Source organism: Acidimicrobiales bacterium (genome assembly GCA_035316325.1).
Taxonomy (GTDB): Bacteria; Actinomycetota; Acidimicrobiia; order Acidimicrobiales; family VFJN01; genus DASXTK01.
Genome location: DATHJB010000082.1, coordinates 1 through 5,934, shown reverse-complemented (window position 1 = coordinate 5,934; position 5,934 = coordinate 1). Strand labels below are relative to the sequence as shown.

Here is a 5,934-nt window from a genome sequence, read left to right as displayed (position 1 = left end):
CTTCGCCGCCAACATCCGCCCGGGCACGATCCCGGGGTCGACCACGCCGGCATCGTGGGACGAGTTGGCCGGCGCGACGTTCCTGGGCGACTGGCTGTTCGTGAACATCCAGACCCCGGGCGTCACGTTCGCCATCACCGGACCCTGGCACAAGGGCCCGCTGGGGTAGGCCACTCGACGTCGCCCTCGCCGGGACACGGATCGGCGGGGGCGACGGACCGGGGTGGAGCCGAGCGTGGTTAGGCGTTGCCGCCGGCGGACTGGATGTTGGTGTTGACGGTCATGATGTCGTCGCTCATCATGCCGAGCCGTTCGATGGCGGTGTTGAGGGCCTGCTTGGTGGCGGGCCACTCTTCGTAGAAGCGGTGGGCGGCGGCGCCGTCGAAGTTGGCGGTGTTGAGCGAGTCGCCGTGCGAGATCAGCGTGTTGATGGCCTCGACCAGGCCCCCGCTGATGGTCCGCTTCATGGAGTCGATCGACTGGATCGCCTCGGGTGTCGAAGTGACAACGCCTTCCGCCATGGTTCGCCTCCACTCATGGGTCCGTACGCGCATGGTAGGGCAGGACACCAGGCCCGATCAGCGCGGCAAAGCCACCTGCACCAGCTCCGCCCGCCCGCTGTTGACGAGGTAGCCCCGCCCCGGCGTCATCGCCACCGGCGCCCGCCGCGGGACCTGGGTGCCCAGCAGCTCGCCGTCGTAGTCGACGTTGGGGACCAGCAGCACCCCGAGCTTCGAGCGCCGCAGATGCTTGGTCCAGTGGGTGTAGCCCTGCCGCAGGGTGTCGTTGCGGCCGGCGGCCACCATCAGGAGGTCGGCCCGGTCCGACACGGACAGCCGGGCCAGGGTGTCGCCCACGTCGTCGACGATGTCGGCGTCGTCGATCAACAGCAGGGTGGTGGCGGTGCTGGCCTCGAGCCGGGCGGTCAGCACCTCGCCGACGGTGGCCGGGGTGATCACGTCGTCCACCAGCTCGTGGCTCGACAGCGGCGACCGCGGCCCGGCGACGGCGAGCACCGACAGCCCCGGGTAGGCGCGGCGGCAGACGGCGGCGACCGTCAGCAGCGCCGTCGACTTCCCCGACCGGGCCGGCCCGGTGACCAGGGCGTGCTCGCCGGCGTAGGCCACCAGCGACGCCGGCTCCAGCGCCTCCTCGGTGATCCCGACCGGCACCACCCAGGGCCGTTGCCCGAGCTGGGCGTCGGCGCCGATCTCGGCCACCTTCAGCTGGGCCGTCAGGGCCTCCACCCGCAGGGGCCGACGGGTCGACGACGTCGTCGAGGTCGAGGTCGACGACGACGACTTCGGCGACGGCGACGCGGCCGCGATCCGGGCCGCAGCGGCTGCCACTCCCCCACGGGGACGGGCGATCTGCAGCACCTGCCCGGTGCCGCCGACCAGTGCCCGCCCGGGCACCATCGCCGGCACCGCCTGGGTGCGGATGCCGAAGGCCGTGTAGGCGTTGGGGTCGGACAGGCGGAGGGCCAGGCGCTGACGGGCGAGCGACGACAGCGACGTCGGGATGGCGTTGGGCCGGTCGGCGGTGATCACGGTGTACATCCGCACCTCGGGGCCGTCGGCGAACACCCGGGCCAGGGCGTCGAGCACGGCGTTGCCGGCCAGATCGGTGTACTCGGCGGCCAGGGCGCTCCAGCCGTCGATCATGGTGACGATCGTGGGCAGCTCGTTCACGGCGGCGACCCCCAGCGCCCGCCGACGCCCCAGCTCGTCGCGCAGCACCCGCACCAGCCGGGTCTGCCGCTCGCGCTCGGCGGCGGTGATCACCGCGGCGACGTGCGGCAGGGCGGCCAGGTCCTCCAGCTCGCGGGCGCCGATGTCGAGGACGTAGAGGTGCAGGTCGTCGGGGCCGTGGGTCTGCGCCAGCGCCAGGGCGAGACTGGCGAGGGTGGTGGTCGTGCCGCTGCCGCCCACCCCGTAGACCAGCAGGTTCCCGTCGCCTGGCACCCAGCCGACGGGGTACTGCGACTGGGCGTCGGGGTCGTCGGCGAGGGCGAGCGGCACGAACGCCGGGCCCTCGTGGGAGTCGGCCCGACGAGCGGCCCAGGCGATCAGCTCGTCGAGGTCGACGTCGGTGGGCAGCGGGTCGGGCCAGGGACGCCGGGGCGCCGGCCGGCCGCTGTCCTCGAACGCCCGACCGATGGTCGCCACCAGCACCGACAGGTCGGTCTCCCCGGCGTCACCGACGCCGTCGCCGTCGGTCGAGGACGGGGACACGGACGCGGTCGGTCGGGGTGGCGGCGGCGCCGGCGACCGGGGAGCAGGCCCGTAGACGAACGGCGCCACGTCGACCGGCACCAGCGCCTCGTCGCTGCGAACGCCGGTCGACAGCGCCGTCTGTATCGCCGCGACCTCGCCGGGGCCGAGGCGCACGTAGGCCCGACCCGGCAGGTTGCGGGGGATGGCCGCGGCGTCCGGCACCTCGACGATGTCGGCCGAGTCGCTGCGGTCCTGCACCCGGAGGGCGATGCGCAGGTTGGTGTTGGCCTTGATGCTCTCGCTGATCGCTCCCTGCGGCCGCTGGGTGGCCAGCAGCAGGTGGACGCCGAGGCTGCGGCCCCGCTGGGCGACCCCCACCAGAGCGTCGATGAAGTGGGGCAGCTCGGCCTTCAGCGTGGCGAACTCGTCGATGATGACCACCAGCCGGGGCAGCGGCTCACCTGCGCCTCCCGCCGGGCGGCGCAGGTAGTCGGCCAGGTCGGTGGCGCCGGCGGCCCGCAGCACCCGCTCCCGGTACTTCAGCTCGGCCTCGAGGCAGCGCAGCGCCCGCTCGGCCAGGTGCTCGTCGAGGTCGGTCACCAGCCCGACCGTGTGCGGCAGCCGGGCGCACTCGTCGAAGGCGGCGCCGCCCTTGAAGTCGATCAGCACGAACGTCAGGCGGTCGGGGTCGTGGTTGGCGGCGAGCCCGGCCACGATCGTGCGCAGCAGCTCCGACTTGCCCGCCCCGGTCGTGCCGCCCACCAGGCCGTGGGGCCCGTCGGCGACCAGGTCGATCGGGAACACGCCCGACTCGGCGATCCCCACCGGCGCCGCCAGCCGCCCCGGCGAGTGGCCCGCCTGCTTCCAGCGGGCCCGCACCAGCTCCGGCGTGCACTCCTCCAGGTCGAGCAGCGGCAGCAGGCGGATCGACGCCGGCAGCCCGGCGCCCACGAGGTCGAGCTCGGGGTCCTCGTAGCGGGCGAGCGTGCGGGCGCAGTCGCGGGCCACGTCGTCGGCCATCCCGCACACGACGAAGCCGTCCACCCGCTCGCCCCGCTGCGGCAGCGTGAGGTGGGCGCGGCCCTCGCTGCCGTCGAGATCCACGACCGTGGTGCACACCATCGGCAGGCGGTCGGCGCTGGCGGCGATCACGATGCCGGCGACCGGCCCGGCCTCGCCCCGCAGCAGGCTCCGGGTGGGGGCCCGGCGGCCGACGGTGAGCGACTCGTCGTCGACCACCACCAGCAGGGTCGGCCCGGTGGCCTGAGGTCCCGTCGACCCGGGGCGGGCGGCCCGCGGGTCCGACGACATCCGGGCTGCCTCCAGGCGCGCCTCGGCCATCCGGGTGGACAGGTCGCGGTCGGCCGACAGCATCCGGTCGACGCCGCTCGGCCCCCGGGTGTGGGGCAGCCACTTCGCCCAGTCCCACTCGCGGCCGGTCGCCCGGTCGGCCAGGACCATCGTGGGCAGGTCGGCGGGGCCGTGGAGGACGGCCGCCTGGCTCACGAGGGATCGGGCCAACGCCAGGGCCGCGGTGCGGTTGCCGACGATGCCCACCACACCGCCACCCGACAGGTCGACCGGGACTGCGGCCCGGGGCAGCGTGGCGGCCTCGTCGAGGACGTCGGTGACCTCGTCGGCGACCGGTGCCAGCGACGGCCGGGCGGCCACCGGCGGGCTCCAGCCGACGTCGCCCACCCCCGCCCGGAGCTGGAGGAACAGGGGGTGGTCGGGCCGTCGCTCCCAGAGGGTGGTGCTGGGCTGTTGCACCCGGCGCACGATCTCGGCGGGATCGGGGTGGGTGGCGCGTCGCCGGTCCCGCTCCTGGTCGGCCCGCTCGGCGAGCCGTTCCCGCAGCTCCTGCAGCTCCCGGCGGAACCGCTCCTTCTCGCTGCGCTCGCTCTTGCGGCCCTTGCGCTTGCCGTCGACGGCGTTGCCGATGGCCATCATCGGGCTCATCAGCACGAACAGCAGCGTCGCGGCCTGCTTCGTCGTCGCGAACATCACGCCGGCGAACAGCAGCGGCGTGAGGATGGCGACCATCGGGAACGCCGCCTTGCCGACGTTGGCGTTGACGGCCTTCGGGAGCGTGACCTCGGCGGGCGGCGGCGGCGGAGCGGTGCGGGGCGGGCGGTTGAAGGCGACGGTGCCGGCCGCGCCGGCGTCACGGTGGGGGTCGACGTCGGGGCGGTCGTGGACGGTGGGCCGGCGGACCTCCACGTCGACCGCGCCGAGCCGCAGCTGCCCACCCTCCGGCACGGTGACGGGCTCGAGGACGTGGCGCCCGTCGAGCGCGGTGCCGTTGTGCGAGCCGAGGTCCTGGACGGTCACCTGGCCGTCGCGGGTCACGGTCAGGCGGGCGTGGGGGCGCGACACCGAGCCGTGGTCGAGCACCACGTCGCACTCCTGGTTGCGCCCGACCAGCACCGCGCCCCGGGGCAATGGGTAGCGCCGCCCCGAGTCGATGCCGTTGACGACGACCAGCTCGGTGGGCGCCTGGCCCGGGGGCGGGGGCGGCGGGGGCGGGACCGGGCTGCCGGTCACCGGGCCGAGCTCGACGATCGCCCCCTCGTAGAGCCCCGCCTCCCGCAGCAGGCCGAGGTCGGGGTCGGCGAGGCGGCCGCCGACGAGCAGCGGACGCTCCCGGCCCTGGGGATCGAGGGCGCGGGCAAGATCCGCCACCGTTGCGGTGGGGTTGTTGATCCGCACGTCGAGGTCCCGGCGGCCCGCCCCGTCGTCGAAGACGATCTGCACCCCGGAACAGGCTACGCGCTCCCGGGGGCACGGTCGGCCCGGGGTCGGCGGGGTCGGCGGGGTCGGGGGCGTCGGGCGGTGACCTAGGATCGCGGGGCCATGGGTGGACCGCCGTGATCCCGGGCTACAGGAGCTTCGAGCTGCTGGGCCGCGGCGGCAGCGCCGACGTGTACCGGGCCTGGGAGGACTCCTTCCACCGGTACGTCGCCGTGAAGGTGCTGCGGGCCGGCGGTGCCGACGACCTGTTCGAGCGCGAGCGGGTGCTGCACGCCCGCCTGACCGGGCGGCGGCTGGCCGTGGTGGAGGTGTTCCACGCCGACGTGACCCAGGACGGCCGGCCCTACGTCACCATGCAGCTCTACGACGGGTCGGTGCACGACTGGCTGGCCAGGGAGGGCACCACGTTCACCGACGCCCAGGCCGTGGCCGTGCTGCTGCCGATCGCCGAGGCGGTGCAGGGCGCCCACGACCTCGACGTGGTGCACGGCGACATCAAGCCGGAGAACATCCTCCTGTCGGAGAACGGGCCGGGGCTGGCCGACTTCGGGGTGGCCAAGATGGCGCCTTCGGGGGCGGCGGCGGGCGGTGAGCCGGAGCGGCTGACCCTGCGGCACGCGGCGCCCGAGGTGCTCGACGGCGAGGCGCCGTCCCGCCTGAGCGACGTGTGGTCGTTGGGGTCGACGCTCTACACGATGCTGGCCGGCCGGGCGCCGTTCGAGCTGCGGCCGGGCGAGTCGCTGGCGGCGTTCCGGCACCGGGTCCGCTACGACGCGGCGCCGCCGATGCTCCGGGTGCTCCACCCCGGCCTGTGGGACACCATCGAGGCGGCCCTGACGAAGGACCCCGCGACCCGCCTCCCCTCCGCCCACGCGTTGCGAGACCGCCTCCAGGCCATCGCCCGCGGCCAACTCCCCACCCACCCCCCGACCCTCACCGCCGGCGCCACCGTCCTTCCCCCACCTGC

General features: G+C 74.9%; 3 protein-coding genes. 1 reads left to right on the top strand and 2 read right to left on the bottom strand.

The window, feature by feature from the left end:
- Positions 1 to 239: 239 nt before the first annotated feature.
- A complete protein-coding gene (locus tag VK611_11945; GenBank protein ID HMG42037.1) occupies positions 240 to 521 on the bottom strand; it encodes a WXG100 family type VII secretion target in 282 nt (93 codons plus the stop codon).
- 57 nt (positions 522 to 578) lie between these two features.
- Complete coding sequence (locus VK611_11940) at positions 579 to 4,970, bottom strand: FtsK/SpoIIIE domain-containing protein (GenBank protein ID HMG42036.1); 4,392 nt, start codon at positions 4,968 to 4,970, stop codon at positions 579 to 581.
- Between the two features lie 113 nt (positions 4,971 to 5,083).
- Here VK611_11940 and VK611_11935 point away from each other — a divergent pair.
- Positions 5,084 to 5,934, top strand: an 851-nt coding sequence (locus VK611_11935; GenBank protein ID HMG42035.1) for a serine/threonine-protein kinase, incomplete at its 3' end; no start/stop codon positions are given.